The 18,739-nt window shown below is 41.0% G+C and carries 21 protein-coding genes; 10 read left to right on the top strand and 11 right to left on the bottom strand.

The window, feature by feature from the left end:
- Positions 1-68: 68 nt before the first annotated feature.
- The 3 genes from FMM05_RS12310 to FMM05_RS12300 all read right to left on the bottom strand — a co-directional run bounded on the left by FMM05_RS12310 (position 69) and on the right by FMM05_RS12300 (position 2,081).
- Entirely contained in the window at positions 69-698 is a 630-nt protein-coding gene (locus FMM05_RS12310) for an alpha/beta hydrolase (RefSeq protein ID WP_143373682.1), read from the bottom strand.
- A 50-nt stretch (positions 699-748) separates the two neighbouring features.
- Positions 749-1,687, bottom strand: coding sequence for a ring-cleaving dioxygenase (locus FMM05_RS12305; protein WP_143373681.1), 939 nt, complete (start codon positions 1,685-1,687; stop codon positions 749-751).
- A gap of 64 nt (positions 1,688-1,751) precedes the next feature.
- Positions 1,752-2,081: a hypothetical protein gene (locus tag FMM05_RS12300; RefSeq protein WP_143373680.1), complete on the bottom strand. Its 330-nt coding sequence runs from the start codon at positions 2,079-2,081 to the stop codon at positions 1,752-1,754.
- A gap of 254 nt (positions 2,082-2,335) precedes the next feature.
- Here FMM05_RS12300 and FMM05_RS12295 point away from each other — a divergent pair, with 254 nt between their 5' ends.
- The 5 genes from FMM05_RS12295 (at position 2,336) to FMM05_RS12275 (ending at position 5,124) form a co-directional block, all read left to right on the top strand.
- Positions 2,336-2,914, top strand: a complete 579-nt coding sequence (locus FMM05_RS12295; RefSeq protein WP_143373679.1) for a Crp/Fnr family transcriptional regulator — start codon at positions 2,336-2,338, stop codon at positions 2,912-2,914.
- A gap of 316 nt (positions 2,915-3,230) precedes the next feature.
- Positions 3,231-3,971, top strand: coding sequence for a 3-oxoacyl-ACP reductase family protein (locus FMM05_RS12290; protein WP_143373678.1), 741 nt, complete (start codon positions 3,231-3,233; stop codon positions 3,969-3,971).
- A 247-nt stretch (positions 3,972-4,218) separates the two neighbouring features.
- Positions 4,219-4,470: a hypothetical protein gene (locus FMM05_RS12285; RefSeq protein WP_143373677.1), complete on the top strand. Its 252-nt coding sequence runs from the start codon at positions 4,219-4,221 to the stop codon at positions 4,468-4,470.
- Positions 4,471-4,612: 142 nt separating this feature from the next.
- Positions 4,613-4,819, top strand: coding sequence for a hypothetical protein (locus FMM05_RS12280; RefSeq protein ID WP_143373676.1), 207 nt, complete (start codon positions 4,613-4,615; stop codon positions 4,817-4,819).
- An 89-nt stretch (positions 4,820-4,908) separates the two neighbouring features.
- Positions 4,909-5,124, top strand: coding sequence for a hypothetical protein (locus FMM05_RS12275; protein WP_143373675.1), 216 nt, complete (start codon positions 4,909-4,911; stop codon positions 5,122-5,124).
- Between the two features lie 99 nt (positions 5,125-5,223).
- Here FMM05_RS12275 and FMM05_RS12270 read toward each other — a convergent pair whose 3' ends face one another.
- The 5 genes from FMM05_RS12270 to FMM05_RS21000 form a co-directional block, all read right to left on the bottom strand.
- Positions 5,224-5,637, bottom strand: a complete 414-nt coding sequence (locus FMM05_RS12270) for a VOC family protein (RefSeq protein WP_143373674.1) — start codon at positions 5,635-5,637, stop codon at positions 5,224-5,226.
- 95 nt (positions 5,638-5,732) lie between these two features.
- Positions 5,733-6,116, bottom strand: a complete 384-nt coding sequence (locus FMM05_RS12265) for a DUF3037 domain-containing protein (protein ID WP_143373673.1) — start codon at positions 6,114-6,116, stop codon at positions 5,733-5,735.
- On the bottom strand, positions 6,094-6,894 hold the full coding sequence (locus FMM05_RS12260; protein WP_143373672.1) for a HipA family kinase: 801 nt from the start codon (positions 6,892-6,894) through the stop codon (positions 6,094-6,096). The genes FMM05_RS12265 and FMM05_RS12260 overlap by 23 nt, the downstream gene beginning before the upstream one ends.
- Before the next feature lie 229 nt (positions 6,895-7,123).
- On the bottom strand, positions 7,124-9,703 hold the full coding sequence (locus FMM05_RS12255) for a BspA family leucine-rich repeat surface protein (RefSeq protein ID WP_143373671.1): 2,580 nt from the start codon (positions 9,701-9,703) through the stop codon (positions 7,124-7,126).
- Positions 9,704-9,751: 48 nt separating this feature from the next.
- Complete coding sequence (locus FMM05_RS21000) at positions 9,752-9,889, bottom strand: hypothetical protein (protein WP_185965580.1); 138 nt, start codon at positions 9,887-9,889, stop codon at positions 9,752-9,754.
- A 408-nt stretch (positions 9,890-10,297) separates the two neighbouring features.
- Here FMM05_RS21000 and FMM05_RS12250 point away from each other — a divergent pair, with 408 nt between their 5' ends.
- Positions 10,298-10,651 (top strand): hypothetical protein, encoded by a 354-nt coding sequence (locus tag FMM05_RS12250; RefSeq protein WP_143373670.1) that lies wholly within the window; start codon positions 10,298-10,300, stop codon positions 10,649-10,651.
- 337 nt (positions 10,652-10,988) lie between these two features.
- Here FMM05_RS12250 and FMM05_RS12245 read toward each other — a convergent pair whose 3' ends face one another.
- Positions 10,989-11,885 carry a LysR family transcriptional regulator gene (locus FMM05_RS12245; protein ID WP_143373669.1) on the bottom strand — a complete coding sequence of 299 codons (897 nt, stop codon included), beginning with the start codon at positions 11,883-11,885 and terminating at the stop codon, positions 10,989-10,991.
- Between the two features lie 93 nt (positions 11,886-11,978).
- Between FMM05_RS12245 and FMM05_RS12240 the strand changes: the two genes are divergently transcribed.
- Both FMM05_RS12240 and FMM05_RS12235 read left to right on the top strand, forming a co-directional pair.
- Positions 11,979-12,584, top strand: a complete 606-nt coding sequence (locus FMM05_RS12240; protein WP_143373668.1) for an NAD(P)H-dependent oxidoreductase — start codon at positions 11,979-11,981, stop codon at positions 12,582-12,584.
- Positions 12,585-12,698: 114 nt separating this feature from the next.
- Complete coding sequence (locus FMM05_RS12235) at positions 12,699-12,989, top strand: putative quinol monooxygenase (RefSeq protein ID WP_143373667.1); 291 nt, start codon at positions 12,699-12,701, stop codon at positions 12,987-12,989.
- Between the two features lie 72 nt (positions 12,990-13,061).
- Here FMM05_RS12235 and FMM05_RS12230 read toward each other — a convergent pair whose 3' ends face one another.
- The gene (locus FMM05_RS12230) at positions 13,062-13,493 is read right to left on the bottom strand and encodes an SRPBCC family protein (RefSeq protein ID WP_143373666.1); all 432 of its coding nucleotides are present in this window, start codon (positions 13,491-13,493) and stop codon (positions 13,062-13,064) included.
- A 337-nt stretch (positions 13,494-13,830) separates the two neighbouring features.
- Here FMM05_RS12230 and FMM05_RS12225 point away from each other — a divergent pair, with 337 nt between their 5' ends.
- Complete coding sequence (locus tag FMM05_RS12225) at positions 13,831-16,554, top strand: discoidin domain-containing protein (RefSeq protein ID WP_143373665.1); 2,724 nt, start codon at positions 13,831-13,833, stop codon at positions 16,552-16,554.
- A 138-nt stretch (positions 16,555-16,692) separates the two neighbouring features.
- Positions 16,693-17,214: a C40 family peptidase gene (locus FMM05_RS12220; RefSeq protein ID WP_143373664.1), complete on the top strand. Its 522-nt coding sequence runs from the start codon at positions 16,693-16,695 to the stop codon at positions 17,212-17,214.
- A gap of 3 nt (positions 17,215-17,217) precedes the next feature.
- Here the strand turns inward: FMM05_RS12220 and FMM05_RS12215 are convergent, their stop codons facing one another.
- Positions 17,218-18,609, bottom strand: coding sequence for a TlpA family protein disulfide reductase (locus FMM05_RS12215; RefSeq protein ID WP_143373663.1), 1,392 nt, complete (start codon positions 18,607-18,609; stop codon positions 17,218-17,220).
- Positions 18,610-18,739: the final 130 nt, after the last annotated feature.

Here is an 18,739-nt window from a genome sequence, read left to right as displayed (position 1 = left end):
GTTAATTTACAAATAAATTTGTGAAAAAACAAAGCTCAAATTACGAAATCGATAAAATTTTGTGGTGTTTAAACCGCTACTAATTTTTTAAGCCATTCGGCAGATAGTATAACATCCTGTTGGATAAGGTTATGGCCCGTAGGCATTTTTTGATAGTCTACCTCAAAGCCTAATTTTTCAAGATTGGCAACATAAGCATCGGTAGCGCTGTGGCTAACGGTAACATCCATTTTACCGGCGCTAAAAAATACCGGTACCTGTTTTTGTGTGCCTTGTGCAGGCAGTACTTTATACGGTTGCATAGGGCGGTACAGTATGGCCCCTGCTAAAAAATCAGGGTATTGTACCAGCATTGCACCGGCAATGTTGGCACCGTTAGAGTAGCCCAGTGCTATAATAGTATCAGGATTAAAGCCTTCCTTAACGGCCAGTTCTTTAATAAAAGTTACCATTTCATCGGTACGGAAACGCAAATCATCTTCATCAAAAATACCCATGCCCAGGCGTTTAAAAAAGCGCGGCATACCATTCTCGTCTACATTACCGCGAAGGCTGAGTATGTTATAGCTTTTGCCAAAATTCTCAGCAAGGGGTATAAGGTCGGCTTCATCGCCGCCAGTGCCGTGAAGCAGTAGCAGGGTATAAGCATTGGGGTTACCCGATGACTTATAAATATATTTAAGTGGTGTAAAGTTCATAATTTTAGGGTTTTAAATATATTCCCGGCACAAGGCCGGGAACGGTATAATTAATTTATAGGTACTAAGTGCGCTTCTATATCCTCACGGCGCGATTCATACTGGGCAGGCAGCTTAAGGCCTTTACCAAGATCTTCCAGCGCTTCATCTACGGTAAAGCCGGGGTTATCGGTAGCGATTTCAAAAAGCACACCTCCCGGTTCCCTAAAATACAGGCTATGAAAGTAGTTACGGTCTATTTGCGGGGTAATGCTAAGGCCTGCATCGGCCACTTTTTGGCGGAAATACATTAATATCTCATCATTTTTAACCCTAAAGGCAACGTGGTGCACGGTACCGTTAGCCACGTGGCCGCGTTTTTCGTCTTTAAGTTCTACAAGGTCTACTATAGCCGCCTGGTCTACCGTATCGGTAGCATAGCGGTAGCGGTTACCTTCCTGTGCAACAAGTTTATAGCCGAAAATATCGGTAAGTACAGCGGCAGTGCCGGTTATGCTGTTAAGGGTAATGGTAATGTTATGAAAGCCCCTTGTAGCAATGTTGGCCTTAACCTCGTCAGTTTCCCACGGTTTGCGGGTATCGGGCGTGGCCGATTCGATCAACTCAAATTTAAGTCCGTCAGGATCAAGGAAGGTAAGGTAACGCTCCCCGAATTTCTCGGCAGGTTTATTATAAATTACATTGTATTTTTCAAAACGCTCCACCCAAAGCTCCAGGCTGCCTTTTGGTACAGAATAGCCTATTTCGGTAGCCATTCCGCTGCCCCTGCGGCCTTGTGGTATACCGTCTCCCCACGGGAAGAACGTTAGTATGGTACCGGCGCTGCCTACTTCGTCGCCAAAGTAAAAGTGGTACGTACCCGGGTCATCAAAATTCACCGTTTTTTTAATGAATCGTAAACCTAATATGTTAGCATAAAAGTTAAAGTTGCGTTTGGCATCGCCTGCAATTGCAGTAATGTGGTGTATGCCTAAAATTTTATTTTCCATGGTTGTTGTTTTTGTAAAAATTAATAGTGTAAAGGTATAACTGGTTTATTTTTTGAACATTGAACTAAGACAAGAAACTCGTTGTGGTGCCTCCGTTAAGTGTGGTAATAATCTCGTTGTATAACAATCCGCTGCCACCGCCATAATGCTGTATTACTTTACTGGCAGGGTTGGTAAGGGTAAAAAATGCCCTTAGCTTTAGTTCGTCTTCTTCGCTTAAGCCGCATCCCAGCAGCACGATATCAAAATGCTGGTTGCTAAAGAACTGCATGGCATCGGCATCTTCGGTTACACCGGTACCCATCCAGTTTTCGTTCTTGTTAATGAGCCTAACTACGGTTTCCATTATTTCGGCGTGCCTGCCAATATATAGGATGTTTATTTTTTGAGACATGGCCTTATAATTTTAGTTGATTATTACAGTACAAAATTGGTACATTGGCTAATCAAAAGCATTGAACTAAGACAACTAATGATTTTTTGTATTTAAATAAGCTGTTTTGTATTAGGCAATCTATATGCCTTGTGGTTAAGTGTTTGAAAATCAATTGTGGTTATTTTTGTGCAGGCTAATTATTAACGATATATCGTAAATTTTTGTTTTGCGTGATATTTCACTAAAATCAGCAGAATTAGTACCTTTACCTCATGTTCGACAATTTTATAAACTACCTGCAATCTAAAATTACCGTTACCGATGAAGAGATCGAAATGGTAAAGGCCGTGTGCCGCCTTAAAAAATTGCGAAGAAAACAATATCTTTTGCAGGAGGGCGATGTATGGCGCTATAATGCCTTTGTATCTAAAGGGTTGGTGCGCACTTATAGGGTAGACGATAAAGGGCAGGAGCACATTTTTCAGTTCTCGCCGGAAGACTGGTGGGCGGGCGACCGCTACAGTTACCTTAACGATACACCTGCCCAGTTTAATATAGAGGCGCTTGAGGACAGCGAGATCGTATTAATAGCAAAAGGCGATTACGAAAACCTGCTGGAGGCCATACCGGCCTACAATACTTTTGTGCGCATGCTGCTGGAACGCAGTTTTGTGCGTTTACAAAACCGTGTTTATATGGGCAATAGCTATACCGCCGAAGAAAAATACAACGACTTTATAAAGGCATACCCTGATATTCCCAGCCGTGTGCCACAACACATGATAGCTTCTTACCTGGGTGTTTCTCCCGAAACCCTTAGCCGTGTGCGTAATCATTCGGTTAAAAAATAACTGTACTTATTTATTTTTTTTGAGTCGTAAATGCTTAGAGCAATTACGATACATCGTTTATTGTAAACGATATACAGTCGGTTTTAAAGCTGACTTGTTTTTAGTTTTTTGATAATTAACGATTTAATAATTAGGTTTCATTTTTGCTTTTCCTTCTGCAACAAAACCGTTGATGTACATCAATAGTTTTTTCTGATACATATCAATGAATCGGGGAGGGGTATCGTTGCAACTTTGTAACATCAAAACGAAGTAAAACAACCCAACGTTTTTGATAGCAAAAATTAGATAACAATAATCATTAAATTTTTTAATCATGTCAAACTTAGTAAATAAAACAGCATTAGTAACAGGCGGTAGCCGCGGCATAGGTGCAGGAATTGTAAGAAGGTTAGCAGCAGATGGCGCTAACGTAGCGTTTACTTATGTAAACGGTAAAGAACGGGCAGAAGCCCTTGTAAAAGAAATTGAGGCTACAGGCCGCAAAGCAGTTGCCATACAGGCAGATGCTGCCAATGCCGAAGCGGTTACAGCAGCCGTAGAGACTACTGTTGCCAAACTGGGTACCTTAGATATATTGGTTAACAATGCCGGGATAGGGACTTTTGCACCTATAGACCAGGCTACGTTAGAAGATTTTGATAGGACCTTTAATGTTAATGTACGTGCCGTATTTGTAGCTATTAAAGCTGCTGCAAAACACATGACAAGCGGGGGCCGTATTATTAACATAGGCAGCATTAATGCAACCCGCGTACCTTTTGAGGGTGGTAGCGTATACGCAGCCAGTAAGGCTGCCATACAAGGCCTTACAACTGCACTATCGCGCGATTTTGGACCGCTTGGCATTACCGTGAATAACATTCAGCCCGGCCCGGTAAATACCGACCTTAACCCTGACAACGGCCCGTTTGCCGACTTTTTACGCACCCAGATGGCAATAGGCCGTTACGGTACTACCGATGAACTTGCTTCTTTTGTATCGTACCTTGCAGGCCCTGAAGCGAGTTACATTACCGGTGCCAGCCTTAACGCCGATGGTGGGTTTAAAGGGTGATCTAAGTCGAAAGTCTTGAGGTCGTAAAGTAGAAAGTTCATAAAGTCTTCAGGTCGAAAGCTGTAAAGTCTTAAGGTCGAGGTTTGTAAAGTCATAAAGTCGCTTGTGGTTTATAGGTTATAGTAACCGTGAGCTCTTTCTACTTTATGACTTTATGACTTTTCACTTCGTGAAAGTTTATACTTTCCTTAATACACCCGCCTGTTTTTGTGTGGTACATTTATAGTAATCTAAAAAAGAAATAGCTATGAAAACTATATACACTAAGATAAGTTTAGTTGTTACGCCGGTTATTGCGGCAGTAATAATGACATCGTGCATGAGCGGGCAAACCGCGGGAGATGCAGGCACTGTGCAGCCGGTTACTACATCGCCAAATGACATAAGGACATCGAGCGATATGAACATTTCGCCTGCCAACATTAATACCAGCGACCCGGCTATAAAAATGCAGGAAGACTCGCTAAAAACTACTCCGGCAAGCCCGGGTAGTGAGTAAATATAGTTAGATGTTGCTTAAATAGTTGCGTTTCAGCCTTTTTTGTGTGTTTTTTATGGTTTATTTAGTAAAACTATAAGATAATTTTTTGTGTTGTAGCAGTATCTTTGAACATTCAATAACTGATAAAAAACAAATAACCATGAAAAATTTAATCAAAAAGAGCCTTATGCTTACCGTACTTGCTGCCGGTTTAACACTTGCATCTTGCGGAAGCAACAAAACTGAAGGTGATGCATCTGCAACCGATACTATCAGCTCAGGAACTGTAGAGCCTGCTACTAACGACACTATTAGCACTACTACAGATACTGTAACTGCACCGGTAAATGATACTGTTGCTCCATAAGCACAGCCAGGACATTAAAATATAAGAAGGGTAACGTGCTATATGTTACCCTTTTTTATTCAAACTAAAATTAATTAAATACATACATTATGAAAGCCACATTAAAAACCACACTATTTGCATTTTTAATGGTTGCGGGCCTAAGCCTGGCTTCCTGTAAAGACAAAGATGCCGCTGCGGGCGATGGTTCAATTGATACGACCAGCACCGATATGGTAGATCCTACAAACGATACTGTAGCACCTGCAACACCAGATACAATATCTGAAACTACCGATACGGTTACAAACCCTGTTGGGCCATAGTAACTACGCCTGTGCTCAGAATGAAAAAATCCGTTTACATATGTAAATGGATTTTTTTATGTCGTTCATTTGCCTATTGCCTATTGCCTGTTGTTTAGACTATTCCTGCGGCATGGCGCTCATATCCATATAGAAAAACTCCCACATGTGGCCGTCTAAATCTTCAAAATTGCGGCTGAACATAAAGGGGTATTCCTGGGCATCTTTATACTGCCTGCCGCCTGCGGCAAGGGCTTTATCGGTAAATTCGTTTACTTCATCACGGCTGTTTACCGATAATGCCAGTATTGTAGATGTTGTGGTTTTAGCATCGGCAATTTCTTTGTCGATAAAACCTTTAAAAAATTTTGGTACCAATAGCATGGCATAAATGGTATCGTTAAGTACCATGCAGGTGGCATCATCATTAGTAAATTGCGGGTTGAACGTAAAGCCTATCTTGGTAAAAAACTCAACCGACCTGTTTAAGTCTGCCACAGGAAGGTTTACAAATATCTGGTTAACTAATGCCATAACAGGTTGTTTTAAATGTTGTTATACAAAAATACCTCCTATAAGTATAAGACTAAATGTGCATTTGCGACAACCATAGGGGTATTTCAGGACAATTACAGCACAACAGTTTCAAAAAGCCTTTGGGCGGTAGTATCAAGATCGTCGCTAAAACCGGGGTGTGGCCGCGACGTTTGTATTACCGAGCTGCGTATGGCTGTAAGCCACCTAAAGCGCTCTGCGGCTTCAAACTGTGCAATGGGGCCGCCATCTTTAGCGCCGCGTGCAATACGCTCAAACGACTCTAAATTAAGTGCCAGCTGCTGCACATCCATACCGGGGCAAAGGCTTAACAGCCGTGCTTCGTTTACGGTATAAAGAACTTTAACGTAGCGCTTGCGCTTGCAAAACAGTATTACGCCTGCGTTTATAAACTCTTCGCGTTCTACCCTTGGAACCACGCGAATTACAGCATATTCATATAAGTGCTTGTCTTGCATCCTGGGCTTGTTTTATAAATATTGCTGAATGTTGTAAACGTATTAAAAAGAACTGTACATAAATTTCTTTTATGGCCTGTGGCGAATCGGGCGACTCATCGTAGCCTTCAAAAACCAGCCATTCATCTGGCAACAGCCCCACAATGTCGCGTATCTTTTCTTCGGTTAGTAGGGCCTTAAATTCGGCATCAACCTCCTCAAGCAGCGATGCCTGGGGTAGGAGCACATGCTCCTTTATAAAGGCAAAGGGCGTTTTGGCATGGCCTTCGGGATCGGTAAACGCGTGGTGAAAATATAACGCCGCACCGTGGTCTATAAGCCATAGCTCTTTGTGCCACAGCAGCATGTTGGTGTTTTTAAAGGTACGGTCTACATTGGTTATAAAGGCATCCAGCCATACAATTTGCGAAGCCAGTTTGGGCTCAACCGTGGTAACCACAGGATCGAAATTTATGGCTCCCGATAAAAAATGCAGCGCAAGGTTAAGCCCCTGGCTGTGCTGCAGCAGGTCCTGAATTTCTTCGTCGGCTTCGGTACGGCCAAAAGCCTCGTCCAGGTTGGCATACACCAGCTCGGGTACGGGCAGGTTAAGTGCACGGGCAATTTCGCCGCCTAAAAGCTCGGCAATAAGGGCTTTGGTGCCGTGGCCGGCCCCTTTAAACTTAAGCACATAGTTAAAATTATCATCGGCTTCGGCCAGGGCGGGCAGTGAGCCACCCTCGCGAAGCGGTGTTATATAGCGGGTTACGTTAACCGACCTTAAATGGGGTTTACTCATGTTTTACGGGCTTTTACAGCGGGTTAATACTGTAAAAATAGTAAAAAATGGTGGATGTGGAAGAATGGAACACTGTTGACACAGATTTAAAAGCCGATTCTCACGGATTTTATGATAGATATAAAATACTCCGCACTAAACAACGATAGTTTATCCAAGGAACATTTGGTTTGTAAATTTCCTTTTAAAATAAAGCCCCATACAATTCTATGGGGCTTGTTATTATCAATTATTTTTTAATCAGTCGGTTGGTAAAGAAACCTTTGTTGGTTTGTATCTTCACGATATAGATGCCGGAGCTCAGGTTGCTTACATCAATAGCATTTTGTACAAGACCCTGAGAGAGTATTTCTACTCCTTGCAGGTTAAATATTTTGATTCCTTCGGCTTGTATACCGTCAGGCATATCTAAATTAACTTTTAAATGTGCAGGGTTGGGGTATAAGGCTATGGTTTGTAAGTTACGTTTGTTTATCCCTAAAGTTTCTACCACTTGGGTATCGGCTGAGTTGGTTATGATAGGCAGGTTGTAATCAAAAAATATCCCGGCTTGCCCGGTAATCATATCGCCCACCTGTATATTGCCCACAGGTTTTATTTTATAAGCAATAAAACCATGGCTGGCAGGCTCATTTGCGGCCTCGTGGGGCAGGTTAATGTTATTAAAGATGAACTTTACCTTATTGCCATCTGTAACCTCTACGGTGTAAGCATGGCTTGCGGTAATAGGCTGAAAAGTTGCCCAGTCCAGGTTTTCATGCAGCAGGTCTTCTATCCTTACTGTAATGGCGCTTGCGCTGCCCGTATTCTGGAACCTGATAATATAATCAAGATATCCACCGGTTTGCTCCATATATATATCGCTGCCCTGTAGTACGGTTTTGTCGTTAGGGTCGTAGGAGTTTACCACATCCTGGTCATAAATAAAGGTATTATCATCGGGGGTAAGGTCGGCAGTGTTTGGTGTAACTGCAGCAACAAAATTTATTATTTCTCCACCATTTACGGTAGGAGGAGTAAACGTTTGCATGGTAATGTCTATTATTTGACTTTCAAACGGCTGTAGGGTGCCTAAATCAAAGTTTAGCCCGTTTGTTGTGGCAGTTGATGGTGCCTGGCTTGAAGTAACAAATGTTTGTATGGTTTCGTTATAAGATAATCCTGCTATGGTGCCGTTAGTGGGCAGGGTGCCTATATTTTGTACTATAAGCCTGTAATTAGATTCAAAACCCGGGCGTGCCTCATTAAGGGGCAGCAGGGTAATGTTTAAATCGTTTACCGACTGATTTGCCGTAAGGCAAAAGTTTAGTTCCTGCTCATTGCCAAAACCTGTAAAGCTTACCTCAGACGATGGCGGCGTTACCGCATAGTAGGAAGGTACATTTAGTAAACCAACGTTATACGTATCTTCCATGATATGTAGATCATATTCGCCGTTTGAGGTAATAGTAGAATAGGTAAATTCTCCATTATTAGCAGTCACTAAAAAGTTGTTTGCGGTAATATCGGCTGAATCGCAGCCGTTTGCATCTGAATCAAATAACACATTACCGGTAATGGTGTTCCCTCCGCATTCTTCGCCTAAGGTATCGTCTGCAATATTCCATTCTAACTCATTAATAAGGTACTCACGTACACCGGAGTCGCAATAGCTTATACCATAAGCGCCCATACTTTTATTTTGCAGGCCTAATTGTGCAAATCGTAAAAGCAGGGCATCATAATTTTGGGTATCAAGCGCGGTATATCCCATGTTAAAATAATCTACATCAGGATTAAAATTCCAGTCAGAAAGGTCCTGGTTAAAACTTGTGGCATATTCTACAAAACTGCCCATTTGTGTAACGTTAGATACATCCCAGTTATTTAGGGGCTGATTAAATAAGTCGGCATTTCTAAACATCATGGTCATCTCTGTAAGGGCAGAAACATTCCAGTTATTTAACGGTTGGTTAAAGGAGTCTGCCTGAAAAAACATCATGGTCATATTGGTTACATTGCTAACATCCCAGGAGTCTAAAGGCTGGTTAAAAGCATTCGCATTATAAAACATGCTTCTCATGTTGGTAACGTTAGATACATCCCAATTGTCTAATGGCTGATTAAATGAAAATACATTAAAAAACATATTCGACATATCGGTTACGTTAGATACATCCCAATCGTTTAGAGGCTGATTGTAATTTGTTTGGCAAAACATGTATGCCATATTGGTAACATTAGAAACGTCCCAATTATTTAAAGGCTGATCAAAAGTTGTTGCCTGGTAAAACATGTACGACATATCGGTTACATTAGATACGTCCCAGTTGTTTAAAGGCTCTATTATAGACACCTGGCTAAACATGTGGTACATGTTTGTAACGTTAGATACATCCCAGTTATTAAGGTCTAAAACTGCCCCGCCAAAGCCGCAGCTGCTAAACATATTAGACATATCTGTAACATTAGATACATCCCAATTACCCAGTGACTGGCTGTAGGATGTAAAATAGAACATAGAAGACATATCTGTAATGGTAGAAACATCCCAATTGTTTAACGATGTGTTGATATCATTTATATCGTAAAACATTCTTTTCAGGCTTGTGGCCTGGCTAAGGTTAGGAGCATCGGTAGCATTGATCTCTAAGTTAGCGCAATTTGCAAAGGCATTTTCCATACTCGTCCATTGGTTAGTGCCCCACTGGTCTACCGAAATAAGCTGCGGTGCATCCTGTTCAATGTCGAGTAGGGTAGCATCAAGCCGGCCAAAGATACCTGACATAGAAACTGTAAAGGTGCCTACGGTAGTATAGGTATGCGACACAGGGCCCGTTTGATTTGTAAGGATGGTGCCGTCGCCAAAATCGATCGTTTAGTTATTGCCGGCATTGTTTACTACGGGCATTGTGATACTAAGATCGCCCTCGTAGGTGTACCATTTAGTTACAAATGGCTGTTGGGCACTCATGCTGATCGTAAAAAGAAGCAAAAGGAAGTAAATTTTTTTCATAGTGAGGCTGTTACAAGTTGTTTCCAAATATAGTAAAATCTTGAGTAAACTGTTAGATATAAATGATATAGGCGAAATCAACAATAGTACAGCCTTTTAAATTGTGATAATTCATATAACTTATCCAGTCGGGAGAATTAATTATGGATATAAAAAATACCCCGCACTAAAACAGTAGTAGTTTTAGCCGGGGATAATTTAAGAGTGGAGAATATTAGCAATATAGTAATTAACTGTTGATGCTGCTGTTACTCAGTGGTAAAGAATAGATTAATCGACAAAGTGTTTAAATATATCGACTAAGTAAAGTGGTGTTTCCTAACTCGGTAAATTTATAGTTAATTATTTGATAATTAGACAATAACGATTGTGTTTATGGTTGTATATTTAAGTACCAACAAAATTACTATGGAACATTATTTTGTGGTTCTGGAGCTGCCAGGCGGCAAGGAACTAAAATTTAAGGAGGGCAAATACAGCCCTAAAAACTTCTGGAAATTAACTGCTGATATGATTTCTCAGGGTAAGGCCAAAATTATTAGCAAGAGGCAGGACACCGGCATATCTGAAGAATTGCGGCGCCATGTAAACAAAATTACTAAGTTTAAAACCTATGTGCTGGTACACATGCAGCTTGGCAAGCAGGATTGGATGGATGAAAACGGTATTTTTAAAAAAATTGCCGATTGGATACGTATACCCTGCCATGACCTTGTTATTGATACCGCTGATAATTTTCAGTTGGTGACTATTGATATGTGAAAAAGTCATAAAGTCATAAAGTCATCATGTCCTAAAGTCGAAAAGTCATAAAGTCATAAAGTCGAAAAGTCGGATGTCAAAAATGTGAAAGTTGAAAATGGTAAAATTGAAACGTATGTTGTAAAAATTACGAATTACAAAATTGGGTAAATCTTTAAAATTTAAAGTTGAAAGGGCATTAGCGCAAACTCGAAATCCAAAAGTGAAATATTAGCGTTTTTTGCGTCAATTTAGACCATTTTTCGAGGTAAAAATGAGCATTTCAAAATCCAAAAGTGAAATATTAAGCCTTTTTTTAGCCACTTTTCGACTTTAGGACGTGATGACTTATGACTCACTAAGTCATTACCTCTTTAAATATCTTTTTAATCACGCTAATTTCATCGGCGTAAAGGGTTTGCTTTCGGCAGGCAAAATACAGGGTATTGGTTAGTGTGGGGTTGCCTTCCCAAAGCAATTTAATTTGTTGATTATCAAGTTCTTTTCTGCATAAAAAGTCGGGTATCACGGCCAGGCCTATGCCGCTGCCCAGGCATCGCACAATAGAGTTTAGGTTGGGTACTATGTAGTTAGGCCTAAAATCGGGGTATTTGCCAAAGTTTAGCTGCCAAAAGCGGCGCAGATGCTCCATATCGCCGGTGGTACCGTACCATTTTTGCTGCTTCATCCAAAACTCAACATCAGCCATGTTGTTGTATTCCAGTAGTTTATTAAAAGTTCCTTCATCGGTAGTGTTACCCGCAACCACAACAATAGTTTCTTTGCTAAAAGCCTCATATTCAACAGTAGGGGCAGGTACCATTTGCGGGGTTATAATGAGGTCTAAAATCCCTTTCTCCAGATTATCAACCATTTGCGGATAATCTCCAAACTGAATGATCACGTTAAACGGCAGGGTGGCAATGTAGGGCTCTAAAGTGATTTGGAAGGTCTCAAAACACATGCCTATACTAATAGTTGGGGTGCTCTTTTCGGTACTCCGCTGAAAGTTTTTCTCTGCTTCCTCAAGCTTTACAAGGCTGTCTATCAAAAAGTTATACAATACTTTGCCGCGCTCGGTAGGTGCCATGCGGCGACCCTTGCGGTCAAACAGTTTGTAACCTGTATAGCTCTCTAACGAGCTAAGGTGCAGGCTTACACCGGGTTGCGATATAAACAGCTGCTGTGCTGCCCCTGTAAGGGTACCCGTTTTGTATACCGCCTTAAAGGTTCGGTACCATTCTAAATTTACCATAGCTATTATAATTATGATACAAAGGTATAACTTATCTTATTTTTATAATAGTTAAATGCGTAGTAAATTTGTACCATCAAAATATAACAACGTATGAATAAGATATTTATAATAAATGGAGGCCAGGAGTTTGGCCATTCCGGCGGTAAGTTTAACGATACCGTTGCTGCCGAAACTTTTACATTTTTTAGTAACAGAACTGATGAGTTTGAAGTGCGTATTACCAATATAGCTTCAGGCTATAATCCTGTACAAGAAGTAGATAACTACGTTTGGGCAGACGTTGTGATATATCATACACCCATATGGTGGTTTCAGCTGCCGCACGATTTTAAGAAGTACATTGATGTTGTTTTTACCGAAGGCCATGCTAAGGGTATCTATAATTCAGACGGCCGTACCCGCTCTAATCCAGCCATAAATTACGGTACCGGTGGTACTATGCACGGCCGTAAATACATGGTTACCACCTCGTGGAATGCTCCTAAAGAGGCATTTACGCTGCCGGGGGAGTTCTTTAACCAGCACAGTGTAGATGAGGGGCCGTTGTTTGGTTTCCACCGGATGAATGCCTTTACAGGTATGGAGCCGCTGCCGGGCATGCATTTTCATGATATTGAGAAAAATGCTGATATACAGCGTGATATGCACCTTTACAGGGAGCATTTAGAGAACGTTTTTATTAAAGAACTTGTTTAAACGAATTACGAATTACGAATTACGAATCACAAATTACGAATCACAAATTAATTTGGTTAATAGTCTGATTGTTTGTAATTTGTGTTTTGTTTTTTTGGAATTTAATCTGATATTATGAATGTAAATTTAACTGCCATTATAAAAAGCCATCCCGGTAAGGAGGATGCGCTTAAAGAAGTACTGTTAGAGCTTGTAAAAGGCTCAACCACAGAGGAAGCCTGCCTAAAATATGACCTGCATCAGGCCGCAGATGAGCCTAACGTGTTCATTTTCCATGAAATATGGCGTAGCCCCGCCGAACTGGACGCACACGGGCAAACCCCACATATTGCAAAATTTGTGAAAGATTCAGAAGCATTACTGTTGGAGCCGGTAAAGGTCTACATCACAAATAAGTTAACTTAATATCTCAGGATCAATAACATGAAAGCCCGTAACTGTAATGGTTACGGGCTTTTTGTAATTTTCAATTCATAATTATAGCGACTCAGCCACATCTTTAAGATCGGCCAGGGTTGCATACCAATTGGCTGTAAGATGCTCTTGCTCAACGGCATCAGCTACGTTGTTTTGGGTAAGGTTAACCGTAGTTTTATCGCCTGCTTCAAGTAAGGTATAAGTAACAAGGTTATAGTTTTCGGGCTTATCCTCCTTGCCACTCATAGAGCTCCAATAGGTAGATGCATACACATGGTTGGGTTCAAAAGTTTCTATAACACCCTTATCCTTATAGGTTTTGCCGTTATATTCGCCTTCATACGTAATAGAGCTGCCCACCTTCCAGTCGGTTGTAACTTTGGCTCCATAAAGGTATTTTGCAATCAGCTCAGGAGAGGTAAGTGCCTGCCAAACCTTACTGACCGGGGCATCTATGGTAATTGTTGCTTCAACTATAAGTCCGCCTTTCATATTATTTACTTTAAGTATTATCCCTTAAAGATAAGCAGGATAATTGAAGTATTGCGTTAATACTATGTTAGATGACACAACTTAAATAATTAAAAGCAGCCTTACTACCGCTACAATTTTACCTCAACATAATTTACTACACCGTTATAGTTGCTGTAAAAACGTATGGTTTTTACCTATACATGACTACACACCTCAATTTTTGCACCTCACTTTTTAATACATTCGTATAAATTCAGTCAGAAAATAATTGATAGTTCAAATTATTATATCTCTAAATACGAATTTATAAATGTGTTAACTCAACCTTCATTTTATTAACCAAACAAACCTTACTATGAAAAAAGTTTACTTATTTGCCTTACTTGCCGTATCGTTTTGGCAGGTACATGCGCTCGATCCAATTAAAGGATATCCTACTATAACAACAAATCAACCGCCACCCAATTGTAATATATTGCCAATTGCCTCGGCAACAGCTACATCGGGCAATGCTGCCCTTGCAGTAGACGGTATCTCCGGCACGCGCTGGGAAAGCGAGTTTACTGATGCACAATCCCTTACGGTAGACCTCGGCGTACTCTCTAACGTTAGTACGGTTACTATTGACTGGGAGACCGCTAATGCTAAAGATTATGTACTGCGAGGATCTGTAGATGGTACCACATGGATTGATATACAAACACTTACTAACATGCCGGCAGGAGAACGTACTGATGCTATTGAGAATATTGGTGCTCAATACCGCTATTTAAAAATGGATGGAGTTATCAGGAATACCGCTTATGGCTATTCAATCTATGAATTTAATGTTTGTGATAATGAGTTGTCGCCACCTGTTGTATGTAATACCGTAGTGCCAGTGCTTGCTACAACATCATCGGGTAACGGGGCGCTTGCCATAGATGGTAATGGTGCAACCCGCTGGGAAAGTGATGCGTCTGACCCGCAATGGCTTACTATAGATTATGGTGTGCTGGCCGATATGAATACAATTTCCATAGACTGGGAAACTGCCAATGCTAAAGATTATACAGTACAGGGATCGGTTGACGGTACAACCTGGGTTGATATTGAGTCGTTTACTGATATGCCTACAGGCCCGCGTACCGATGTTATAGAAGATGTTGATGCACAGTACCGTTACCTAAAGATAAATTGTGTAGTGAGGAATACACCTTACGGATATTCTATTTACGAGGTAGAAGTTTGCGGTCCGCCAATTGTAGTTCCACCATATGAATGTGAGGCGCTTACCATTGCTTCGGCTACAACCACAAGCGGTGTTGCTGCCCTGGCTATAGATGGTAACGATGGCAGCCGCTGGGAGAGCGAACCATCCGATCCTCAAAGTATTACGGTCGACCTTGGTGCGCTTGCCGATATTAACGGAGTTACTATCGAATGGGAAACTGCGAATGCTAAAGAGTATATTTTAAGAGGATCTGTAGATGGTACCACATGGGTTGATATTGAGTCTTTTACCAATATGCCTACCGGCGAGCGTACCGATATTATTGATGAGATTGATGCACAGTACCGCTACATTAAAATAGATGGTATATTGAGGAATACGCCCTACGGCTATTCAATTTACGAAATACAGGTGTGTGGTGAAGAGATAATTGTTGTCCCGCCGTTTGAGTGCGAGGCAGTTGCAATTGCTTCGGCTACAGCAACATCAGGTGATGCTGCCCTTGCGGTTGATGGCGATGCAGGAAGCCGCTGGGAAAGCGACGCTACCGATGCACAAAGCCTTACAGTTGACTTAGGTGAATTGTTTAATATTAACGCTGTTACTATTGATTGGGAAACGGCTAACGCTAAAGATTATATGCTTCGCGGGTCGGCTGACGGTACTACATGGGTTGATATTGAAACGCTTACCAATATGGCTACAGGAGAACGTACCGATATTATTGATAATATTGCTGCCCAGTACCGTTATATTAAGATGGATGGGGTATTGAGGAACACACAGTACGGCTATTCTATTTATGAATTGCAGGTGTGCGGTGAGGAAATCCCTGTGCCGGTGGATTGCGATGCCCTTGCTATAATTGGGGCTACGGCATCTACAGGTAATGCAGCGCTTGCTATAGATGGCGTTGCCGGATCGCGTTGGGAAAGCGAATTTAACGATGCTCAATGGCTAACAATAGACTTGGGCGTGGTTACTGAAGTTAACGTGGTAACTATTGCATGGGAAACCGCCAATGCCAAAGATTACATCTTAAAAGGATCGGTTGACGGATTGGAGTGGACTGATATTGAAACTCTTACTAATATGGCAACGGGCGAACGTACTGATGTTATTGACGGTATTAATGCCGAATACCAGTACATAAGGATGGAAGGAGTGCTGAGAAATACGCCTTATGGGTATTCTATTTATGAGGTTAGTGTTTGCGGCCAGATTCCTGAAATTGAGATAGATTACATTACGATACCGGCCCTTATCCAAGCGGAGGATTATTACAACATGCTTGGCGTTCAGCAGGAAGCCACAACCGATGCCGGGGGCGGAGAGAGTGTAGGCTGGATTGATGCCGGCGACTGGATGGATTATGGTATTTATGTTCCTGCTACAGCAGAATATACCATAGATTTCCGGGTGGCGAGTGCGCAGGGAACAGGTGTAATACAGGTACTTGCCGATGGCGTTTCGCTGGGCAATGTTGCCGTGCCTAATACCGGCGGGTGGCAGGTTTGGCAAACAATATCTAAAAATATAACTCTAACCGAAGGCAATCATAGCATAAGGGTTCAGGCGGCAGCCGTGCCGTTTAACCTTAACTGGATACAGTTTAAAATGCCGGAAACTTCTGCCGTGCAGGATTTTGAAAAGCAAAAAGTGGTTATTTATCCTAACCCGGCCAGCAGTTTTATAAATATTGAGCTTGAAGCTGACAACCATTTAGAGATATTTAATTCTCACGGGGCTTTAGTGCAGCAGCAGGATGTTAAGCCGGGTAAAAACAGGGTAGACCTTAATGGTTATGCAACAGGGCTTTACCTGGTAAAAGTAGGAAATAAAACGTATAAAATTTTCATTAAATAAATGTAGTTTCTATTTTAATGCAAACCCTCCGGAAAGGTTTTTCCCGGAGGGTTTTTTATTTAGGAAAAACCTTTCATTAAACGTTAAACTTAAAATTTTAAGATACCACGGGCATGGCTTTTGTTATATTTAGCACCTATGAAGATACTGCAATACACCCTTTTACTGTTAATAGCTGTTGGTTTTTTATCGTATAAACACGAGGTTAAAACTAAAGCTCTGGCCGAAACGAGCATTGTTAAAACCACTTTACCAGATACCACAAAGCGTTTTAATATCATCCAATTTGCAAAGCAGCATATGGGCATCCCATACATTTATGCGCAGGCCAATCCTAAAAAAGGTTTCGACTGCTCCGGCTTTGTAAATTATGTTTATAAACACTTTAATATCAATGTTCCCAGAAGCTCATCAGGGTTTAAAAACCTGGGCAGGGCGTTAAAACCATCCGAATTTAAAGTGGGCGATGTACTCGTTTTTTACGGCTATCGCGATAAAAACTCGGTTGGGCATGTGGGTATTGTTTGCGAGGCGAATGGTATGAAATCTAAGTTCATCCATGCATCATCAGGCAAAGAAATGGCAGTAACGGTAAGCGAATTGGGCAGTAGCCAATACACCAAAAGGTTTTATAAGTGTATTGATCCACTTAGCTTATAAATACTATCGTAAAAGCTCGGTAAACTTCGCGTCGAGTAAATTGGTAAAGCCATTTTTAATGGTACCGTCAGCATTTAGTATAATAGTACGGTTAATTTTGGTGAATACCCATTTGTGGCGCAGTGCATCAAAATCGGTAGTGCGTAGCTGGCGTGCATCGGCAAAATTATAACTGGCCATTGTTTTCTTCCACTCAGCATCGTTATCAACATTTACTGCAATAAATTCAACATCTGGATGCTGTTTTTTAAGCTCTTCAACCCTGTGGTATACATTTTCAAGATGGGCACGGGCACAGCTCGTCCAAAAGAAAATCACTGTTTCCTTATCAATATCATTGCTAACATTAAAAGGTTTGTTGTTGGTATCTACTAACCCAATCTGCGGAAGCTTACTGCCCTCATTAAGATTCTTGATAGACTCACCAATCTTTTTTATCTCGTTATCGCCGCTATTATCGGTAGATAATTGCATATAACGGTCTAAAAAGGTTTTATTGTTTACAATGTTTTGATCTTCCAGTAAGTAGCTGAAAGCAATATTGTTAAGTACCTCATTTTTAATAGCAGGCTTTTTAAATATAGAGTCGGCAATATTTAGCTTGGCAATATTATCCCTAAGCGAGTTTTCCTGAACATCGCCTTTTTTAAAGCTGCGGGTAATAGCCATGTTATTAAGCATACCGGTTAAGTAGCGTAAAAACGGAGAGAAATCAGTAAGTCTGTTGTCTTCAAACTTAATTGTTTTACGGTGGGCATAATAATCTTTTGGCAACTGTGATTTTATGTCTTCTCCGGTCCTCCTGGCATGAATGTAAGGGTAATATTCCTTTTTGGTATAGTAGTTAAGCATAAGGCGTGATTTAGCATAAAAATCAAAACCTTCGCTCCACTTAACTTCTTCCTTGCTTTGTTTGTAAAAATTATCGCGCACGCTAAAAGAAGAATCTATCGTCTTTTTAAAATCGCGGTACTCATAATTGTAAACATCATAGGATTTATGGCGGTCGTTTTCCTGCTGTATAAACAGGTCCATCATAAAATTATTTTTGCGCTCACCACGGCCACTAAATACTATAGACTGGTCAAAATCAGCCGTATTAATGGTAACCATTAGGCTGTCATTCTTGTCAAAATAAATATACTGGTAATCAGGATCGTGCTTAAAGCTGTAAAGGCCGGGGGTAAGGGAGTCAAATTTTATAAAAAAACGGTTGTCTTTATCAAGACGCAGGGTATCTATAACCTTATTGTTTTTAGTAAACAAAACGTAGGGGGTACGCGGGTTTTGTACCTGCCCGCCAAAGTAGGCAGTGTAACTTTCTTCCTTGCTGCCGCATGAAAATAGCAATAGCAGCAACGGTACCAGCATTCCGGCTTGTATAGTTTTAGGCATTCAGGTGATTTAGTGTGTGTGCACCGCAAAAATATTTTTATTATACTGTTAATGTTGTTAAAATACAGTTAAAATAACAAGAGAGGCGCTATTATTATAAGAAGCAGTAAAAGTGCTTTAAATTTTATAC

The organism is Flavobacterium zepuense, from assembly GCF_007097145.1.
Classification (GTDB): domain Bacteria; phylum Bacteroidota; class Bacteroidia; order Flavobacteriales; family Flavobacteriaceae; genus Flavobacterium; species Flavobacterium zepuense.
This window is presented reverse-complemented; position numbering and strand designations above follow the sequence as displayed.